General features: G+C 74.0%; 14 protein-coding genes. 3 read left to right on the forward strand and 11 right to left on the reverse strand.

Translation table 11 applies throughout. From position 1 onward, the window contains the following. Nucleotides 1-73 precede the first annotated feature (73 nt). The 3 genes from ACZ5ID_RS11135 to ACZ5ID_RS11145 are packed head-to-tail and all read right to left on the reverse strand — an operon-like array spanning nt 74 to nt 2,837. Entirely contained in the window at nt 74-304 is a 231-nt protein-coding gene (locus ACZ5ID_RS11135; protein WP_468895944.1) for a hypothetical protein, read from the reverse strand. Next, on the reverse strand, nt 297-1,181 hold the full coding sequence (locus ACZ5ID_RS11140; RefSeq protein WP_468895947.1) for a hypothetical protein: 885 nt from the start codon (nt 1,179-1,181) through the stop codon (nt 297-299). The genes ACZ5ID_RS11135 and ACZ5ID_RS11140 overlap by 8 nt, the downstream gene beginning before the upstream one ends. A 24-nt stretch (nt 1,182-1,205) precedes the next feature. Continuing rightward, entirely contained in the window at nt 1,206-2,837 is a 1,632-nt protein-coding gene (locus tag ACZ5ID_RS11145; RefSeq protein ID WP_468895950.1) for an amidohydrolase family protein, read from the reverse strand. Nucleotides 2,838-2,981: 144 nt separating this feature from the next. On the opposite strand from ACZ5ID_RS11145, the gene ACZ5ID_RS11150 reads away from it, so the two are divergent. Next, nucleotides 2,982-3,797, forward strand: a complete 816-nt coding sequence (locus ACZ5ID_RS11150) for a uracil-DNA glycosylase family protein (protein ID WP_468895953.1) — start codon at nt 2,982-2,984, stop codon at nt 3,795-3,797. On the opposite strand, the gene ACZ5ID_RS11155 is transcribed toward ACZ5ID_RS11150, so the two are convergent. After that, nucleotides 3,790-4,743 carry a pentapeptide repeat-containing protein gene (locus ACZ5ID_RS11155; protein ID WP_468895956.1) on the reverse strand — a complete coding sequence of 318 codons (954 nt, stop codon included), beginning with the start codon at nt 4,741-4,743 and terminating at the stop codon, nt 3,790-3,792. The genes ACZ5ID_RS11150 and ACZ5ID_RS11155 overlap by 8 nt on opposite strands. A 114-nt stretch (nt 4,744-4,857) precedes the next feature. Between ACZ5ID_RS11155 and ACZ5ID_RS11160 the strand changes: the two genes are divergently transcribed. Then, the gene (locus tag ACZ5ID_RS11160; protein ID WP_468895959.1) at nt 4,858-5,205 is read left to right on the forward strand and encodes a VOC family protein; all 348 of its coding nucleotides are present in this window, start codon (nt 4,858-4,860) and stop codon (nt 5,203-5,205) included. Nucleotides 5,206-5,258: 53 nt separating this feature from the next. On the opposite strand, the gene ACZ5ID_RS11165 is transcribed toward ACZ5ID_RS11160, so the two are convergent. From ACZ5ID_RS11165 to ACZ5ID_RS11185, 5 genes are read right to left on the reverse strand one after another with little or no spacing between them, the layout of a single operon-like run. After that, nucleotides 5,259-7,793, reverse strand: a complete 2,535-nt coding sequence (locus ACZ5ID_RS11165; protein WP_468895962.1) for an acyl-CoA reductase — start codon at nt 7,791-7,793, stop codon at nt 5,259-5,261. Next, nucleotides 7,790-8,938, reverse strand: coding sequence for a LuxE/PaaK family acyltransferase (locus tag ACZ5ID_RS11170; protein ID WP_468895965.1), 1,149 nt, complete (start codon nt 8,936-8,938; stop codon nt 7,790-7,792). The genes ACZ5ID_RS11165 and ACZ5ID_RS11170 overlap by 4 nt, the downstream gene beginning before the upstream one ends. After that, a complete protein-coding gene (locus ACZ5ID_RS11175; protein WP_468895967.1) occupies nt 8,935-10,071 on the reverse strand; it encodes a GNAT family N-acetyltransferase in 1,137 nt (378 codons plus the stop codon). Before ACZ5ID_RS11175 ends, ACZ5ID_RS11170 begins: the two co-directional genes overlap by 4 nt. Then, nucleotides 10,068-11,366: an MFS transporter gene (locus ACZ5ID_RS11180; RefSeq protein WP_468895970.1), complete on the reverse strand. Its 1,299-nt coding sequence runs from the start codon at nt 11,364-11,366 to the stop codon at nt 10,068-10,070. Before ACZ5ID_RS11180 ends, ACZ5ID_RS11175 begins: the two co-directional genes overlap by 4 nt. Continuing rightward, complete coding sequence (locus ACZ5ID_RS11185; protein ID WP_468895973.1) at nt 11,363-12,634, reverse strand: phenylacetate--CoA ligase family protein; 1,272 nt, start codon at nt 12,632-12,634, stop codon at nt 11,363-11,365. Before ACZ5ID_RS11185 ends, ACZ5ID_RS11180 begins: the two co-directional genes overlap by 4 nt. A 303-nt stretch (nt 12,635-12,937) precedes the next feature. Here ACZ5ID_RS11185 and ACZ5ID_RS11190 point away from each other — a divergent pair, with 303 nt between their 5' ends. Next, nucleotides 12,938-13,882: a GlxA family transcriptional regulator gene (locus ACZ5ID_RS11190; protein ID WP_468895976.1), complete on the forward strand. Its 945-nt coding sequence runs from the start codon at nt 12,938-12,940 to the stop codon at nt 13,880-13,882. Between the two features lie 107 nt (nt 13,883-13,989). Here the strand turns inward: ACZ5ID_RS11190 and ACZ5ID_RS11195 are convergent, their stop codons facing one another. Both ACZ5ID_RS11195 and ACZ5ID_RS11200 read right to left on the reverse strand, forming a co-directional pair. Further along, a complete protein-coding gene (locus tag ACZ5ID_RS11195; protein ID WP_468895979.1) occupies nt 13,990-14,373 on the reverse strand; it encodes a hypothetical protein in 384 nt (127 codons plus the stop codon). Nucleotides 14,374-14,581: 208 nt separating this feature from the next. Beyond that, nucleotides 14,582-18,403, reverse strand: a complete 3,822-nt coding sequence (locus tag ACZ5ID_RS11200) for an nSTAND1 domain-containing NTPase (RefSeq protein WP_468895982.1) — start codon at nt 18,401-18,403, stop codon at nt 14,582-14,584. Nucleotides 18,404-18,529 lie beyond the last annotated feature (126 nt).

The raw sequence follows: 18,529 nt of genomic DNA on the forward strand, positions 1-18,529 counted from the left end.
GTCGGTGGTCATGCGTACCGTCGTGGTGGTCCACCGTCCCCCTGCCGGTGCGCCACGGGACCGTACGCGCGGGTCAGTCCGGAGGTTCCTCCGGTTCCACGTCGTCGGCCGGCGCCTTGTCGTCGCCGGGGGCGGGCTTCTCGGCGCGGCGGTCGTCCAGTTCGCGCATACGGCGGTGCAGGGCCTCGCGCAGGCTCTCCTCGCCGGACGCGGACGGCTCCGGCCCAGTCCCGGGCTCGGGAGTCACGGCGTCGTCCTCGGGCTCCTCCTGCGGGCCGGAGGGGCCGGTGCGCGGGCTACCCATGGTCGTGCTTGCCGCCGCCCTGCCAGGTCCCCTCGGTGACCTGACCGGCCTTCAGCTCGTCGATCTGGGAGCGCCACAGGTCGGCGCGGGAGGCGGTCGTCCTCTTGACGGCGGCGGTCAGGGTCCGGGCGGCGCTGAAGCGGTCGGACTGCGGGCCGCTCGCGGCGATCCGCGCGTTCGTCCTCGTGTGCGCGTCGATGGCGGAACGCAGACTTCCGGCGTGTGCGGTCAGCTTGCCCAGGTTGCGGAAGACGGGGCCCTTGGTGTCGAACCAGATCTGCTGCCACCAGTGGTCGGTGACCGGCTCGCGCCAGCTCAGATAGCCGCCTTCGAGGATCTTGCGCGGGCCGTCGAGCTTGCCGGTGAAGCTGTAGCGCACACCGGGCGCGGTGACGGGGTCGTAGAAGTTCGGGGTGAAGAAGTCCGACACGAGGAAGCCGTTGATGGTGTAGCCGTTCTCGGGTGCCTCCGAGGGGTCGGCGACCTCGACGAGGAACTCCACCACGCCCTGGTCCTTCTTCGGGGACTGTCCGGCCACCAGGCGGTTGCCCCAGGGGTCGCCGAGCATCTCCAGCATCTCGTGGCTGGCGGTCAGCGACCAGCTGTCGCTGTACTGGATCAGGGAGAACGGCTGGCCGTTCTTGTCCATGTGGACACCGGCCGCGCCGGGTTCGCCGATGTCGTCGCGGATGATCATCGGCCAGTAGCCGACGGGCACGTCGTGGAGGCTGTCGAAGGCGTCCACGGACGCCGGGATCTGCCACAGCGGCGCGAAGTCCCGGATGGCCTGCTTCTGCAGGGCGGCGGCCACCCGGGTGAGCTGGGACGAGGTGATCTGGTCGGTCTCGGATACCAGGGCTAGCTGGGTGACCAGCATGGGGGCTCCTTGTCTACGGAAGGGTCAGGTCAGCAGGCGGGACAGCGCCCCGGCGTAGTCGGCGGGCAGGTTCCCCTCGTCGGCCAGGGTGGCGAGGAAGGCGGGGTCGCCGGACGCGGTCAGGGCGTCCAGCGCCACCGGTTCCAGCTCGGCCGGTGCGGCGGTGAGCGCGCCGATGCCGGGCCCGGTCGGGTGCGCCTCGCCGCTCGCGCTCAGCAGCGGCAGTCGCGGGCGCAGTTCGGCGCCGGTCGGCTCGATCTCGTCCAGGGCGAGCCGCCAGCGCACACCGCCGCCGGGGGACGCCGTGAGCGGTGGGACGGGGGCGGCGGCGAGCGCCGGGAGGTCGGCCAGTGCGCCGGTCAGCCGCTCGGTGGCCTCCCCCAGACTCAGCCCGGCCACGATGGTGTCCGCCGTGCCGTCGTCCAGACGCAGTACGTGGTCGGCCGGCATTCCGGGTACCGGCTCCAGGCTCTCCCCCGGGGCGAGGGCGCGCATGAGCGGCCCGGCCCCGTAACGGGCGACGCCGTCCACGGCCACCAGCCGGATGTCCTTGTCGCGGGCGTCGACGAGGGAGGTGTACGGGTCGCCGTCCGTGCCGGCGACGACGACGAGGTCAGCGCGCATCCCCGCGCCGAGCGACCCGAGGGCCGCCTCCCAGCGCAGGATGCGGGCCGCGTCCCGGGTGACCATGGCGACCAGCTCCCGGTCGTTGAAGACGGATCCGGCGGCGGTGGACGCCAGCCGGGCCGCCTTGAGCTCGCCGAGCAGCCCCTTGCTGCCCGACACCGACCAGTCCGAGCCGAGGCCCATCAGCACGCCGGCCTGTTTGGCGGCGGCGATGTCGGCGGTCTTGCCGTACAGCAGGAGGTTGGAGAGCGGCGACCACACCATGGAGCCGCCGTGATCGGCCAGGACGGTGAAGTCGTCGGCGCTCAGGCCGGTGCAGTGGATGCCCACCAGGTTCTCGGTGATGGCCCACTTGCCGGGCTGGAACTGCAGGGCTTGGAAGTGGGCCCGGGCGGCCTCGTCGGTGCCTTCGGCCAGGTGCAGCAGGAGCCGGTGCGGCTGCTGGAGCCGGGCCAGGAACTTCTCGGCGTCCTTCGCCTCCACGTCGGCGATGCGCGAGGCGGCCTCGGGCAGGTCGGGCGTGTCCGTCTGTTCGACGTTGCGGACGATGCCGCGGTACATCCGGCGGGCGCCCGCGTTGCTGAACAGGGCGATGCCCTGGCTGGTGGTGGTGCCGTTGACGAGGGCCTTCGCCTCCACGTACCGCACGACGGCGGGCATCAGGCGGGGGTCCTGGCCGAGCACCTTCATCGGGCCGGTGACCAGCGTGCGGTAGGCCGGGTTGCCGCTGCCGCCCCACTGCGCGCGGTTGCCGTACCGCTTGGGCACCTGCCACAGCGGCAGCACGTCGTACGGCAGGTGGTTGTGGAGTTCGATCAGCCCCGGGTAGACCGAGCCCCGGGTGTCGAGCGGGGTCACGCCCGCGAAGCCGGGCGGCGCCGGGGCGCCGGCCGGCAGCACCGCCTCGACGAGGGCGCCGGCCACATAGAGGACACCGTCGTCGAGCACGGTGTCCGAGGCGTCGAGAGTGACGATCCGGCCGCGCAGGGCGAACCGGCCGGTATCCGGGACGTCTGCTCCGGGCGACATACGGGCCTCCCTTCTCGTCCTCCCGAGGAGGTAAGGATGAACACCGCATATCGGATGAACATCACTTAATAGACACCATGCCGTAATGTCATTCTCTGATCACCTTCTGTCATGACTGATCGCCCGCATGGAGTAGGAGTCCGAATGCAGCCCTTCGACCCCGGCTACGCGCAGGAGCCGTACGCCGCGCTCGTGCGCGACTACCCCGGCCCCGAGGTCTATCCGGCCACCGACTTCCGCGTGGAGTGGGGCCCGGTCTTCCACCGCGGGCGGCTCGACGGCACGGCCCGTGTGCTGGTCGTCGGACAGGACCCGGCGGCCCACGAGGCGATCACGCGCCGCATCCTCGTCGGCACCGCCGGCCGCCGCTTCCAGGGTTTCCTGGCCAAACTCGGCCTCGACACCGGCTATGTGATGGTCAATACGTTCCTGTACAGCGTGTACGGGCAGCACGGCGGCAACGCGCACGCCCGGGACGAGCACATCGCGGCGTACCGGCACCGCTGGCTGGACGCGATCGTCGCCCACCAGCCCATCGAGGCCGTGATCGCCCTGGGCGGCCTCGCGGACACCGCGTTCCAGACCTGGCGCGAGACCGCTTCAGGCGCCGCGTACACCGGCGCGTACCAGCACATCCTCCATCCCACCTATCCCGACAGCGCGGCGGGCTCCGGGACCGACCCCGCGGTGGCCATGGCGAAGCTGCTGACGAACTGGAACGGCGCGCTCGACGCCCTGCACGGCACGGTCACGCCCGACACCGCCCGCCCGCTCGTCCCCTACGGCACCACCCTGACCCCGGCGGACCTCGCCACCATCCCCTCGGCGGACCTCCCGGCGGGGCTGCCGGCCTGGATGCGCTCGGACGAGCCGTGGGCCGCCCGCCAGGGGGCGACCCCGGCGGAGAAGCGTGCCACGATCACCGTCCAGATCCCGGCGGACCAACGCCCCTTCAGCTGACCGCCGTCGGCGGTCCGCCCGCACCGCGCCGCACTGCGCGCGGAGTGCTCGCCCACGCCTCGGGCAGCTTCGTCCCGGTGTCCACGACGGCCACGCCCAGTTGCTCCGGCGTCAGACCGACCGCCCCCGACAGGTCCGCGTCCCGGAGCCGGGTGCCCGTGAAATTCGCCTGGCTCAGACTGGCGCCGCGCAGGTCGGTGCCTCTCAGGACAGCGCCCTCCAGATGGGCCCGGTCGAGCCACGCGCCCGCGAGGAAGGTGTCCCTCAGCCAGGCGTCCTCCAGGTGTGCGCCGATCAGGTCGGCCTTCTCCAGATGGGCGCCGCCGAGGCGGACGCGGTCCAGCCGCACGTCCCGGAGGTCCGCTCCGCGCAGATCCGTACGCCGCAGGTCGATACGGAACGGCTCGTCCCGGGGCGGACGTCTGCCCAGGACCGTCAGGGCCGCCTGCACGGACTCCTCCGGCGGCGTCTCGGTGGCCGGCACCCCCTCGGACGCCACCGTCACCTGGTCACGGACGAACGCGGCCAGGACCTCGACCACCGTGAGGTGGTCCTTGGCGGAGTCCCGCATGATCCGCTCCAGCGCGTAGATACCGCCGAGCCGCTCGACCGTGCGCTCCGAGGCGAGGAGCTTGATGGCCTCCACATAGCGGCCGGTGACCTGGCCGTCGCGGGCGATCTCGGCCTGCTCGCGGTCGCGTTCGCGGGTGTGGCCGAGCGTACGGTCGGTGTAGTAGAGGCCGGCCCCGGCGACCGCGCCCGCGCCGAGGGCGACCAGCGTGGTGCGGAAGCCCGTGATCACCACGCCGTCGGCGGGCTGGAGGTCCCGGTGGCGCAGCCGGCCGCCGTCGAGCCACCAGGGGCCCTGCCACAGCAGCAGGGCGTAGCCGACGAAGCCGACGGCCAGCAGCGCGAGGACCAGCGCGCGCCTCCGGCTCCGTCTCATACGCGGGAGCATGTCCCCGCCGGGGTCGCCGTATGCCTTGGCGGGCATGCCCGGTGGGGTCTCTGGTAGTTCTGGGAACGACCGAGACCTGTCCGTGCCCATCTGGAGGCCGCCATGGCCGTTCGCCGCGTAGTGCCCAACATCCATGCGCGGAACCCGCCCCGGAGCCGGGAGTTCTACGGCCTGCTGGGGTTCGAGGAGGTGATGAACCACGGCTGGATCATGACCCTCGCCTCCCCGTCCGTCCCCACGGCGCAGGTCAGCCTGATGTCCGAGGACAGGACCGCGCCGGTGGTGCCCGATCTGAGCGTCGAGGTGGACGACGTGGACGCGGCGTACGCGGCGGTACGGGCGAGCGGCGCGGAGATCGTGCATCCGCTCCAGGACGAGGAGTGGGGCGTGCGCCGGTTCTTCGTACGCGACCCCGACGGCCGGGTGGTCAACGTACTGGCACACCGCTGACGGGAGCCGGGCCGGCCCGGGCGTATGTGCCCGGGCCGGCAGGGGCGTGACGGTCAGCCCCGCAGGTCCACCACGGCGCGCAGTTTGCCGCTGGTGGGGCTGCGGTCCAGCTTCGCGCCGTCGACCGCCTCGACCAACAGGTCGAGCAGTCGCTCGGTGACGGCCGAGCGCAGCTCGGGATAGTCGGCGAGGAAGGCCTCGCGCAGCCGCTCCGGGTCGGCGGCGCCCGCGCGTTCCACGCGGACGGTGAGCCGTTCGCGGGTGTCCTGACGGGTGAGGACGGTCTGGAGTTCACCGCTGTAGCCGGCGCGCTCCTGCGCGATGACCGCGAAGCGGCGGTGGTTGAGGAAGTACGTGGCCACCCGCATCACGTCCCCGGTCCTGCCGCGCAGCTCGAAACGGGGCGCGTGGCTGCCGCACGGGCAGCGGCCCTCGACCGCGCGGCCGAGGTCGCCGATCACATACCGCCCCAGGTGCTGGCCGCGCCGGGCGTGTGTGGTGAAGACCAGCCGGCCGGTCTCCCCCGGGGCCACCGGGCGGTCGGCTTCGAGGTCGAGTATTTCCATGGTGTGCAGATCGGCGTGCAGGTGGTGGACGCCGCCGGTGCTCCGGGCGCACTGGTAGCCGAGCGGGCCGAGGTCGGTGCTGCCGTAGGTGATGGACCGTACGACCTCGATGCCGAAGGAGTCGCGCAGGGTGCGCTGCTGGGCGTCGGTGAAGTGCTCGCCGCCGTAGAACACCTTGCGGATGCCGCCGTAGGCGCGCAGCGCGTCCGCCTCCTCGTGGAGCAGTTGCCACAGATAGGAGGGCATACCGAAGAGCGTGTCCGCCCGGTGGTCGATCAGCGCCTGGGCGGTGGCGCGGTGGTCCGGGCCGGCCGCGAGCGGCAGTTGGACCCCGCCCAGGCGCTCCAGGATGGAGAAGAAGCTGATGAAGCTGCCGTACATACCGCCGCAGTAGAAGAGGTTGGCGGTGCGGTCCGCCATCGGGTCGTAGCCCGCGGCGAGCAGACCGCGGGCGGCGGCGTGCATCTGGGTGTCGTAGTCGTCGTAGCTGAACAGTGAGAGCGCGGGGGCGCCGGTGCTGCCGCCGCTGCGGAAGTACAGCTCGGCGTCGGCCCTGGAAACCTGCCGGTTGAGCTCCTGGACCTCGTCCTTGCCGGTCAGCGGGCCGCTCGGGGACGGCAGCAGGACCGGCCGGGCCAGGTCGTCCAGGCAGGCGGTGGTGGCGAACCGGGCGTCGGCCTGGACCGCGACGCGGCGGCTGTAGCGCTGGAGGGCGTACACCCCGTCGTGCGGCTCTCCCGAGTAGCCCGCGAGCATGGCGCCGAGCGGGGTGACACGGGTGACGCCCGCGGCGAAGGCGGCGCGGGCGAGTTCGGCAGTGTCGGTGGGGCTCGCCGCGATGCCGACGGTCTGGAGGTAGCGGCGCATCGGGCGCAGGGTGCCGATCAGCTTCTTGCGCGGCAGCGGCTTGACCCAGACGCTGCGGTGCAGCGGCGAGGCGGTGAGGGCCGGCCGGGTGTCGGCCATGACCCGCCAGGAGCCGTCGGGGGCGGCGAACACCCGGGTGAGACCGAGGTGTTCCTCCAGGCGGGCGACGAGCTCGGTGGTGGTCAGCTCGGCCTGCTCGGCGATGTCGGGCTCCTCCACGGCGGCGGGCCGGGCGGCCAGGACCTCCGCGAGGCGCTCGGCGAAGGCGAAGACGTCCCGCTCGTCCTCGGTGTCGAGGTAGACCACCTGGGGGCTGGAGCAGGCCTGCTGCTCGTGGAGGCAGACATCGTCCGCCAGCGCCTCCAGCGCCGCCCGCTCGCCCCAGGCGTCCCGGGTGAGGTAGGCGAAGGAGATGCGGTGGCCCCACTCCACCAGCCGGCAGCCGGGCGGCACATGGGCGGTGACCCCTTCGACGGCGCTCTCGCCGCCCCAGACGGCGACGGCGTCGGCGGGCGCGCACATCAGTGCCAGCCACTCCTGCCGGGAGGAGGAGAAGCGCAGCACGATGACGCGGGCGGCGAGGGCGCCGGTGGTGTCGAGCGCGGCGAGCTCGGCCAGCAGGTGCTGGGTGAGCAGGGTGTCGCCGCCGCTGGTCTTGAGGATGTTGACGTTTCCGGCGAGCAGTCCCTCGACGATGCTGAGCGGGGCGACGGTGGCGGCGTTGCCCGGCGCGATGTGGGCGACCAGGCCGACCGGCGCCCAGGCCTCGTACACCGTCTCGCGGGCGTCGGGCCGGTTCAGCCGTCCCGGGGCGGTGCCGCCGAGTTCGCGGCGCAGCTTGCGGGTGAGCTCGGTGCGGCCGAGGCAGGTGGCGAGTTCGTCGAGGAGGGACTCCTCGCCCTCGGCCAGATGCGGCGCGAGCCGGTCGCGTACCGGGTGCGCCGGGTCGCGCAGGGCCGTGGCGAGGGCGTCGCAGGCGGCGAGCACCGTCTCGGTCTCCAGCGGGCTCGCCAGGGCCTCCTCGACGACGGCGGGCAGGGTGGCCAGGCGCCGCCCGGCCTCCTCGTCGCCGATGAACGCGCCCTGCCAGTAGTGGTGTTGGTCCGTCCGGTCCATGGTCCCGGTCTCCGTCTCCGTCTGCGTCCGCGCGGTCACGACATGCCCTTCATCAGTTCGGCGGCGGCCACCGCGCAGCTCTTGTTGCGGCTCACTCCGGCGCGTCCGTGGACGGTGAACCAGTCGGTCTCCAGGTCGCACCCGCACTCCGAGCCGGGGTGCAGCGAGGCCAGGTCGCCCATGACGACGCTCTGCGCCGGTACGGAGGTGATGTACGGGGAGACGAGGTGCAGATAGCCGCTCTCGCCGTACGGCAGCGGCTCCAGGGTGGCGGTGGAGAGGATGGCGACGCGCGACCAGACGGGGGCGTGCAGCCGGTGGTGGTCGCACTCGATGTACGGGACGCAGTGCTCGACGGAGCCGAACGTGTCGCGGATGCGGTCGCCGGGGATGCCGAGCTGTTCGGTGACGCGGGCGTACAGCTCGTCCTTGCCGATGCGCCGGTCGGCGTGGCCCTTCCAGCCGCCGCCGAGGACGACGAGGGAGCCCTCGGGCAGCCGCAGCGGCGGCAGGCCCATCGCGCGCATCCGCTCCAGGGTGAAGTAGAGGAAGGCGGGGAAGCCCAGGATGCGCACGGGGGCGTCGTCCTGCTCGAAGCGGCGCAGCGCGGCCACGCAGCCGAAGGGGTCGAACTCGTGCCCGTCACCGGTGTCGCGCAGCGCGTACTCGACCTTGCGGGCGGGTGCGAAGTCGCAGAGGTAGTTGTCGGTGAAGGCCGTGCCGAGGTTGAGGGCGGGGGCCGGCTCGTAGCTGTACAGGAGGTAGTTGACCTCCGTCTCCGGGGTGATCCAGCCGTTGCGCTCGAAGATGCGGGCGACCATGCGCTGGGCCGAGCGGATGGTCCAGCGGTCGAAGAACATCTGCGACTTCTGGCCGGTGGTGCCGGAGGAGGTCAGATGCAGGTCGACGTCCTCGCGCGGGATGGACAGCACTTCGTGGCGCTTGAAGAAGGTGGCGTGCACCAGCGGGGCCCGGTACGGGTGCGCGGGCGGCGTCGCCTCGTACAGCGAGCGGAAGAACGGGGAGCGCTCGGCGTGCCAGGCGTTGGTCTCCGCCATGGCCGCGGCGAACAGTTCGTCCACGGCCGGCCCGACGGCGTACGGGTCGGTCAGGTCGCACAGCTCCTGCACATGCGGCAGGAGCGCGGGGTCGGGGACGCCGACCGGGGCGAGATGGGGGTTCATGAGGCAACCTCTAGGGTGGGCAGGTAGGTCGACGCCCAGGCCGACACATAGCAGTCCAGATAGGGCTGGAGGGGCGGCTCGACGACGACGCCGCGGAAGTCGATCTGCTCGGTGGTGCGCGAGAGCACCACGTAGTCGTGGAAGCCGTCGCCGTCCGCGCGCATCGCCGGGTAGAGCGCGCCCGCGACGAAGCCCTGGGCGAGGAACGCGGCGAGCGCCTGGTGGTGCGCGAGCGGCACCAGCGCCTCCACATAGCCCGCCCCGGCCCGGGTCAGGGTCCGGGTCACGGGTTCGAGGTGGGCGGCAGCGGCGGCGGGGTCGGGGTGGGCGGTCAGGAGCGAGCAGTAGCCGCCGGTGCGGTTGAAGTAGGCGTAGACCTCGAACCGGCCGTCCTCGGGGGTGAGGAGCACATTGGGCGTGTGCAGCGGGTAGAACCATCCGGCGGTGCCGGGGAAGCGCTCGCGGAAGCGGCGGCGTACGAAGGCGGGGGCCTCGATCATCTCCAGCCGTTCGGTGTCACCGCGCTCCGGCGCCGGGAGCGGGCCGGTGGGGCGGACGTCGGCGTAGCTGACGCCGAGACAGCCCTCCACGGCGTTCAGGAGCGGCAGCAGGGGCGCGGGCACCTCGGTGACCGGTACGCGGCGCTCCAGCACCCCGGCCGAGTGACGCGCGTAGAGCGCGAGGCTCTCCCGGCTGCTGAGATCCACCGCGTTGGGCAGGACGCCGAGGGGGCGGAACCCGTTGCGGGCGACGACGCGCTGGGGTCCCGCGCTGACGGTGCGGACGGTGGCGTACACCGAGTCCAGGCGTCCGCTGTCCAGCATCCGGGCGCACAGCGCCTCGGTGAGCAGCGCGGCCAGGCCGCCGGAGCGGTGCTCGGGGTGGACGGCGAGGCCTTCGAGGCGGCCGATCCGGCTGCCCGGTTCGCCGTGGATGGCGGCCGACGCGGCGAGCGCGCCGGTCGCGGGGCAACGGGCCACCAGCCACAGGGAGTCGGGGTCCTGGATGAGCCGGGCCATCTCGGCGGGGTCGGTGCCGAGTCCGGCCGGGTAGTGGGGGCCGTAGACGGCGTAGTAGAGCTGGCGGAGCTCGGCGATGTCGGCGCCGGTGGCCGCCGTGACGAGGGCGTTCACCGCTCGCTCCCGACGGTCTCGGGGGCGCGGTCGGCGGCCTCGCTCGGACCCGGGCCGTCGGCGGGCCCGTCGGGCGAGCCCAGCAGGACCAGCGCCACCGCGGCGGGCAGCAGGCCGGCGGCCTGGACCAGGCACAGGGTCCGCGCGGACAGATGGTCCCCGGCCAGGCCGAACAGCAGCGAGGCCACCGGGAAGGAGGCTCCCAGGACCGCCTGCATCACCGCGAAGAAGCCGGGCTTGTCGGCGGCGGGCACCAGCCGCTGGAACAGGGCCACGAAGCGGACCCCGATCACCCCGACGCACCAGCCGGCCACGACCAGGCTCCCGGCGAAGACCAGCCGCCCGGCGAACAGGCCCGGCAGCGCCAGGGCGCCCGCCATCAGCGCCAGACAGCAGGCGCCGGTGACGGTGGGCCGCCCCGGCACCCGGGCGCCGGTGAACGAGCCGATCAGCGTGCCGCACCCCAGGGACGCCTCCAGGAGGGCCACGGTGGAGCCGCCGTCACCGAGGACGGTACGGGTGTAGAGCGGGATGACGACGAAGACGGCCGTGGTGAAGAGGTTGGCGGCGGTGAAGCAGACCAGGATGCGGCGTACGTACGGGAGTCCGCCGAGGATGGCGCGGAGCGTACGCCGCTCGGACGCCCCGGCCGGATCGGTCCCCTCGTCCAAGCCGGGCGCGGTACGGAAGCGCACGCCCGCGACCAGCAGCGCGGCGGCGAGATAGGCGGCCCCGCAGCCCGCTCCGAGCCCGGCCACGCCCGCCCGGTCGACGGTCACGGCGCCGAGCAGCGCCCCGCCGAGGCCGGCCAGGGACTGGGTGGACAGTTCGAAGCCGGTGGCCGTCTCGATGTCCTCGTCGTCGACGAGTTCGGGCACCGAGGTGGTCAGACAGGGGTCGAAGAAGGCCTGGCAGGTGGCCAGGGCCAGGGTGGCGGCGTAGACCGCGGGCAGCGGAAGGCCGCTCGTCCACGCCCATACGGCGAGCGCGGCGGCGACGGCTCCGGCCACCGCGGCGGCCGTGCGCAGCACCGAGCGGTGGGCGGTGCGGGCGACGACCCGCGCCACCACCGGGGCGAGCGCCACGGCGGGCAGGGTGCTGACGGCCATGAACAGGCCCGAGGCGAGGCCGCGTCCGCCGTCGACGGCGTAGGCGACCAGCCACCAGGAGACGCCGACCTGGAACATGCGGACCGCCGCCTGGGTCAGGACCTGGCTCAGCCACACGGCGCCGAAGGCGCGGTTGCGCAGGACGAGCGGCCTGCGGCGGCCCCCGTCCACGAGGGGGGTGCTCATGTCGTGGGCCTCTCGTCCAGGACGCGGACGAGCTTGCCCGTGCGCGGGTTGACGGTGAGGTCGCGGTGGCGTGCCCACTCGACGCGGAGCGGGTGCACGAATCCGGTGCGCACACTGTCCGGGTACAGCGGCCGGGAGCTCTCCAGCTCGGTGACGACGGCCTTGGTGAGCACGTCGAGCGCGGCCGGGTCGTCGTCGCCGGGGGCGGTGGCGAGGCGCAGCACCAGTCCGTCGCGGCCCTCCCAGCGGCGTACGACCAGTTGCATGCCGGCGATGCGGCCGTCGGTGTCGGCCCGGGCGACGGCGTCCTGGGCGTCCTGCGCGTACAGGGACACGGGCCCCACCCGCACGCCTTCCTCGGCGCGGCCCAGGATGCGGAAGTGGCCGGGGCCGGTGCCGGTCCACTCGGCGCGGTCGCCCGCCGGGTAGCGGATGACGGGCATGAGGCGGCGGAAGAGGCTGGTCACCACGGCCCGGCCGGGGCGCCCGGGCTCGGTGATGGGCTCGCCGGTGGTGTCGTCGAGGATCTCGACGATCGAGTGTGGGGTGAAGGCGCGGTGCACCCGGGGGTCGGGGCCGGGCACGGGGCGGCCGAGCAGCCCCGCGTCGACGCTCGCGTAACCCACCGAGCGGATGGCCGCGTTGGGGAACGCGGCGGCCAGCAGCCGCCGCTGGTCGGCGAAGAGGGCCTCGCCGCCGAAGAGGACCAGCTCCACCGCGTCCAGGCGCAGATCCGCCGCGAGGAGGTGCTCGGCGAGGCGGCACAGTGTGGTGGTGGTGCCCGTCAGGACCTGCGCCGCGAAGTCGCGCAGGGTCGCCACCGTCGACTCCAGCGGCGCGGCGCCGCCGATGGGCAGCCGTACGTTGTCGACGGGGGCGTGGGCCAGCGAGTCGAGGAGGAACAGGAAGCTGGCGTAGAGCTCGCCCGCGTAGAAGAGGTCCGCGACGCGGTGGCCGGGGCGCAGACCGGTGTCCACCAGGCCCTGGCCGAAGACGGTCACGAAGGTGCGCCACTCGTCACGGGTGTAGACCGAGAACTTGGGGGCGCCGGTGGTGCCGCCGGTCTTGTAGACGGTCGCCTCGCTGAGGGGTCCGGTCAGGACGCGGTTGCCGTCGAGGGTGTTGGCCGCCCAGAACGTCTCCTGGTCCACGACCGGCAGATCGGTGAGACGGTCGGCGTCCGGCGGCAGGGACGCGTAAAGCTCTTGGTAGTAGGGCGAGTTGTGACGGGCGAACCGGATGAGGTCCGAAAGCTGCTGGGCGGACATGCGGCCTTTGCCTAGGTGTACGGATGAGGGCGGGAATCACCGCGGCATGGCGCGACCAGGTGCTCGCCGCCTGCGGGATCGATCGGCGTACAGGGGATTTCCCCGTGCCCCTGACGCCTCGAAGCGCGCCGAGAACTGACGCGCGGTCATGATGATGGGACATCCGCGCGCGAATCGCAAAGTTGGCCGCACATCCATCGGTATTCCTGGCCGAAAACAATGATTCCTTCGGGAAAAAGCGGTTGATCATGCAACGATCGAAGGCGTTCGGGCGCTATCTGGGTACTCTTCTAAGGTGGAGGGATGCACACCGTGGCCGTCCTCGCCCTCGACGGGGTCATCCCCTTCGACCTGTCCACACCCATCGACGTCTTCCAGCGCACCCTGCTGCCCGACGGCCGCTCCGCCTACCGCGTCCGGGTGTGCTCACCGGCCGAGGAGGTCGACGCCGGGGCGTTCACCCTGCGGGCCCCCTGGCGGCTCGACGCGCTGGCCGGGGCGGACACGGTGGTGGTGGCCGGCTGCGCCGAACCCCTGGCTCCCGTCCCGGACGAAGTCCTGGACGCCCTGCGGGAGGTGGCCGCACGCGGCACCCGGATCGCCTCCATCTGCACCGGCGCCTTCGTCCTCGCCGCCGCCGGACTCCTCGACGGCCGGCGGGCCACCACGCACTGGGCCGCCGCCGCGCAGCTCGCCGAGCGCCATCCCGAGGTCGACGTCGACCCGGCCGTGCTCTACGTCGACGACGGGCAGGTGCTCACCTCCGCGGGCGCCGCCGCCGGTCTCGATCTGTGCCTGCACATGGTCCGCCGCGATCTGGGCTCCGCGGTGGCGGCCGACGTGGCGCGGCTGTCGGTGATGCCGCTGGAACGCGAGGGCGGCCAGGCGCAGTTCATCGTCCCCGAGCATCCGCCCGCCCCGCGCGGCTCGACGATGGAGCCGCTGCTGATCTGGATGGAGGAGAACGCGGGCGAGGAGCTCACCCTCGACGACCTCGCCGCGCGCGCCGGGATGAGCCCACGCACCCTGCACCGGCGCTTTCGCGAGCAGACCGGGACCTCCCCGCTGCGCTGGCTGCATCTGGCGCGCATCCGCCGGGCCCAGCACCTCCTGGAGACCACGGCCCACCCCGTCGACCGGATCGCCCGCCAGGTCGGCTTCGGCTCCCCCACCGCTTTCCGGGACCGTTTCAAACGCCTCATCGGCACCAGCCCGCACGCCTACCGGCGCAGCTTCCAGCGGGTCTGACCGCCGTCCCACCGGCCCGGCCGGGCGGGCGGAACCGCCCCCAACGCCCCGCAGCCGCCCGCCGGGGAGAGTCGGCGGGCGGCTGCGGTGTCATCCGCGGCGGGCGGTCAGCACTGACGCAGACCGTAGGCCGGGTCCTGGCCGGTGTTCACGTCCACGGCGGGCACATTGCCCCAGGCGCCGTTGTCGAGCTGCGTCCAGTACCAGATGTCGTTCTGTCCCTGGTGCGGGTCGCCGTGGCCCCAGCACTGGAACCAGCTGAAGGTGCCGTTCAGCTGCCCGCGGGTCGCCGAGCGGTACGAGCGGTCCGCGTACCCCTTCGCGCCCGCCTTGTTGCCGCAGTACAGCCGCCCGTCCGAGCGCACCCCGCACTCGGCGGCCGGCTTGGCGGCCCTGGCGGGGGCGGCGGCCACGGCCGGAGCCGCGGCGGTGAGTCCGGCCGCCAGGACGGTGGCGGACGCCATCAGGGCGAGCTTGTGACGTACGTTCATGGTGTGCGTGCTCCTTGTGTGCGTCGTCGGTGCTGCGCGTGTCCCGCGCCACGTGGAGCGACTCTCGGGAGAGAGGGGGGTGGCGTCCGCCGCCGGGCGGGACGGTTCGAGCCTGGCCGCCGCCGGGCGCCGCTGTCGAGGAGGCGGCCGTCGCCTGCGCCCACGTGAAACGGGAAACACCCCGGGAAACAGCGCGCCCCGGCCGCCGTCAGCCGGCCGGTCCGCACACGGGTCGGTACGGCAGCCCGGGCAGCAGCCGGGCCCAGTCGCGCGGACCGGGGCCGCCGAGGAGCCGGCAGACCTGGGCCTCGCGCGCCCGCACGTCGGTGGTCCACAGCCGGACCGTGCCGTCGTTGCTGCTGCTCGCCAGGGTCCGCGGCCGGCCGGGGGCACCGGGCGCGAAGACCACACCCCACACGGCGCCCGAGTGACCGCTCAGGGTGGCGATCAGCCGTCCCGGACCGGGCTGCCACAGCCGTACGGTCCGGTCGCCGCCGCTGCTCGCGAGGACGGCTCCGTCCGGGCTGAAGGCCACCGCTCGCACCGGCCCGCTGTGCCCGGTGAGCGAGCGCAGGGCGGTGGCCCGCCGGACGTCCCACAGCCGGACCGTGCCGTCGTTGCCACCGTCGGCCAGGGTGCGGCCGTCGGGCGAGAAGGCCACTCCGCGCACGGAGCCGGTGTGGCCGCGCAGGACCCTGCCCGCCGTGTGCCCCACCGGGTCCCACAGCCGTACCGTCAGGTCGTCGCTGCCCGTGGCGAGGGTGCGCCCGTCCGGGCTGAAGGCGAGCGCGTTGACGAAGTCCTCGTGCCCGCGCAGGACCGCCCGCGGCGCCCCGTCGGCGGCGCGCCACAGGCGTACCGTACGGTCGGCGCTCCCCGACGCCAGTGTGCGCCCGTCCGGGGAGAAGGCGACGGCGAACACCGAACCGGCGTGGCCGGTCAGCGTGGTGCGGAGCCGGCGCCGGGCCACGTCCCAGAGGCGGACCGTGCGGTCGGCGCCCGCGGAGGCCAGCAGGCGGCCGTCGGGCGAGAAGGCGACGGCGAACACCGAACCGTCGTGCCCGGTGAGCGGCGGGAGCGGGCGGTGTCGGGCCACCTCCCACAGCCGTACCGTGTGGTCGGCCGCCGCCGAGGCCAGCAGCCGTCCGTCCGGTGAGAAGGCCGACTGCCACGCCTCGGTGAACGGCCGGGCGACCAGGGCCGGTCCGGCCGGGTTCCACAGCACCACCGACTGGTCGAAACCACCGCTCGCCAGGCGCCCGTCGGGGCCCGCCGCGAGGGACAGCACATAGTCGGTGTGGCCCGAGAGCACCGCCGCGACGCGGCGGTTCACCGGGTCCCACAGCCGGACCGTGCCGTCTCCGCCCGCGCTGGCGAGGGTGTCCCCGGCGCGGCTGAAGACGACCGCGTTCACATCGTCTCCGTGCCCGGTGAGGACCGCGCGCGCCGTGCCGTCGGCGGTGTCCCACAGCCGTACGGTGCGATCGGCGCTGCCGGACGCCAGGGTGCGGCCGTCCGGGGCGAAGGCCAGTCCGAGCACCTGGTCGGTGTGGCCGGTGAGGACGGCGCCCGCGCTCCCCCCGGCCGTCTCCCACAGCCGGACCGTGCGGTCGGCGCCCGCCGAGGCGACCGTGCGTCCGTCGGGGGCGTAGGCGACCGCCATCACCGCGTCGCCGTGCCCGGTGAGCACCGCGCGCGCCGTGCCGTCGGCGGTGTCCCACAGCCGTACCGTACGGTCGACTCCGCCCGAGACGAGCGCGCGTCCGTCCGGCGCGAAGGCGACCGAGCGCACGGCCCCCCGGTGGCCGGTGAGGATCGCGGTCATCCGGTGCGCGGGCATGTCCCACAGACGGACCGAGCCGTCCGTACCCGCCGTCGCCAGCCGGTGGCCGTCGGGCGCGAACGCCACGGCGGTGACGGGACCGTCGTACCCGGTGAGCGTGGCAGTCAGCCGGTGGCGGACGGTGTCCCAGATCCGTACGGTGGCGTCCGCCCCGGCCGAGGCGAGCAGCCGCCCGTCCGGGCTGAACGCCACGCCGTCGACCGCCCCTTGATGACCCGTCAGGCGCCCGTCGAAGTACTGGGCCTGGGTGCTGAGCAGGGCGCCGCGCGACTCGGGGGTGGAGGCGGTCCGGTAGGCGGCGGCGGCCAGCAGCATGGACGCCTCCGGGCGGCCCTCGGCGAGCGCCTCGGACCGTACCGCCATGGCCTGCGACTGGGCGGTGCGCCGCTCCCGGTACGCGTCGGAGCGCTGGCCGAAGGCGACGGCGCCCGCCGCGACGGCCACGGCGAGCAGGGCGGCGAGCGCGCCGAGCAGGGTGCGGCGGACCCGGACGTGGCGACGGGCCGCCCGCCTGCCGCGCTCCTCCTCGGCGAGGCACGCCGCCACGAAGGCGGCCTCCCGCTCCCCCAGCCGGTCCCCGCCCCCGGGCCGCCGGTCCCAGTCGCGGACCGCGTCGAGCCGCGCGCCCCGGTAGAGCAGCCCTGGGTCGTGCCCGGTGCGCGCCCACTCCACGGCGGTGTCCGCGAGCTGCTGGCGCTGTACCAGGGCGGCGCGGTCGCTCTCGATCCAGCCGCGCAGCCGGGGCCAGGCGTGCAGCAGCGCCTCGTGGGTGATCTCCACGCTCTGGGCGCCCGCGGTGACCAGGCGCGCGTGTACGAAGGCGTCGAGGGCGCGGGCGGCGGCCTCCGGGTCCGCCGACTGGCCGGGGATCAGGGCGCGTTCGAGCGGGCGGCGGGTCTGGGCGGCGGAGCCCTCGCCGATCCGCACCAGCCGGACGAGCAGTTGGCGTGCCATCCGCTGCTCCGCCGGGTCGAGACGGCTGAACACGGACTCGGCGGTGCGGGCCACGGCGCCGTGGATGCCGCCGGTCGTCTCGTACCCCGCGACCGTCATGACCCGGCCCGAGCGCTGCTGCCAGGTCGCCAGCAGGGCGTGGCCGAGCAGGGGCAGCGAGCCCGGTGAGGCGGCCGGGCCGGAGCGCAGGTCCCGCAGCAGCAGCTCCGCCAGACCCGGCTCCAGGGCGAGGCCGGCCCGTTCGGTGGGGCCGGTGACGGCGGCGCGCAGCTCGGCGTCGGACATGGGCGCGAGGGCGAAGAGGCCGTGGGTGAACGCCTCGGCGAGTTCGGGGTGGTCGAGGCAGTTTCCGAAGAAGTCGGCGCGCACCCCGAGGACGACGGCCGCCTCGACCGGTCGCGCGGCGCCGGGGGTGCGCGTTCCGGTGCCGCAGGCCAGGGTGTGCAGGACGCCGACGAAGGCGCGGCGCTCGCCCTCGTCGGCGCAGAGGGTGAAGAGCTCCTCGAACTGGTCGACCACGAGCACGAGTCCGGGCCGCCCCCGGGCCTCACGGACCGCGTCCAGCAGGGCGTGCGGCCGTGCGGCCAGCGCCTCGGGGGTGAGGCCGCCGCCCGCGCGGCCGAGCCGGTCCGCGGTGCGGCGCACCAGTTCCTTCAGCGGGTGCGCGGTCGGCGTGCAGACCACGGCGGGCCAGGCGGCGGACCCGGCGACCGGGAGCGCGCCGCGCCGCAGTGCGGGCAGCAGTCCGGCCTGGAGCAGCGAGGACTTCCCCGCGCCCGAGGGCGCGACCACGGCGAGGGGGCCGTGGCCCATGCGCTCGGCGAGCCGTCCGACCAGCTCGGCCGTGGCGGCGTCCCGGCCGAAGAACCACTCGGTGTGCTGGGGCCCGTAGGCGGCGAGTCCCCGGAAGGGGCAGGGCCCCGGCTCCGGGCCCGTCTCGCCCGAGCGGGCCGCGGGGACGCCGGGGGCGGTGGCGGGCCCGGCGGGAGTCCTCGCGGCGGGCGGCGGGTCGGGGACCAGCCGGGTGAGGTCCCCGCCCGCGTCCAGGACGGCGTCGCAGCGCCGGGCGACATCGGGTGTCGGGGGCTTGCCACCGTTCTCGATCTTGCTGAGGTAGCCCTTGCTGTAGTGGACCGAGCGGGCGAGCTCGGTGAGGGACATCCCGCGCAGGCTCCTGAGCCGCCGCAGCTCGGCGGCGAACTCACCGGCGGCCCTCTCGTCGTTCGTCGGCACGAGCCGTTCCTTTCCGTGACCGACGGGACGTAAGCCTCGAAAGGGGGACGGTTACCGGGCACGCCCCCGGGTCGCACGGAATGGCGGATTCCGGAATTCCGGGCGGCAGCGCGGCCATGGCGGCGG

It is taken from the genome of Streptomyces sp. NPDC031670 (genome assembly GCF_055580545.1).